The organism is Vibrio sp. 1978, from assembly GCF_033344345.1.
In genome coordinates this window covers 1-946 of the sequence record NZ_JAWPOP010000205.1, presented here as the reverse complement: position 1 = coordinate 946, position 946 = coordinate 1, and the positions used below count along the sequence as shown (strand labels likewise).

The window sequence follows — 946 nt, the reverse complement described above, 5'->3', positions numbered from 1 at the left end:
GGGTGGTTTAAACCTGACAGCACTCTCTGAAAGCATGGCAGAATTAAGTGCGAAAGTTGAGCAGCGTTTGGCTGAACATTCGAAAGAGGTGGAGCAACAAGCGGAAGACTTATGTGAATCTCTGGACAATATGGCAGGGCAAGAAGACGATTTGTTGAAGAAAATTCCTGAGTTGAAAGACTATCGAGTCTTTACCATTTGATGAATCGCTTCGCGTAGAAACAACATCTAAAAATACAAAGAAAGAGAGCGCCGTGTGGCGCTCTCTTTTCGTTTTAGTGGTTCCATCTTTTGGTCGAGTTGCGAGGGTTTGACCAAACGCACCTAACCGGCTTAAAGGCGCTTATTGCGCGTTCATCTGAGTTAACTTATCACCAACAGGTTTTGAGAAGTTAAAGCCATCATGCTGATCCCAGTTGATAGACCACGTCATTACGCCAGCATAATTCGGGTAGTTGAACGCTGGTTTAACGGTGCCACAGGATGTGCCTTTCGTTAAACAGTCTAGTGCGTTGAGAATATTTTGTGTCGGAGCCTGACCTGAGTTTGCCGAGCTTGGGCCTGAAGGTAAACCGATCGCGACTTGATCATCACGCAATGGCGCAAACTGAGTGCCGTCGGCTAGTTCAAAACCTTCGATAAGCATCTTAGATTGAGCGACCATCATATCAACAGATCCTTCTGGTGCAGAACCTGGTAGGTACGGGTTTGGTAGACCGCCGTTGTTGTATAGCTGAACATGAAGCAAGTCGAGCGTGCTGCGAGTATCGTTGATCACTGGAATGTACGCTCCCCAAATTCCGCTGTAAGCGACGTAACCGCCTTGAACATAAGGGTGTTCAGGTGCCATGGTTAGGTACATATCGCCCCCCATGTTTTGCTCAATTTGCAGCAAAGCACGACCAAGACGAGCTTGAATTTGTGAACCGTGTACTAGGTTAGATCC

General features: G+C 47.0%; 1 protein-coding gene and 1 pseudogene. One reads left to right on the top strand and one right to left on the bottom strand.

Annotated elements, in window-relative coordinates:
- Positions 1 to 202, top strand: a 202-nt coding sequence (locus tag R8N49_RS25540) for a DUF2884 family protein (RefSeq protein ID WP_318190262.1), incomplete at its 5' end; no start/stop codon positions are given.
- Between the two features lie 141 nt (positions 203 to 343).
- Here the strand turns inward: R8N49_RS25540 and R8N49_RS25535 are convergent.
- Positions 344 to 946 (bottom strand): annotated as a pseudogene (locus R8N49_RS25535) (chitinase); the annotation flags it as partial.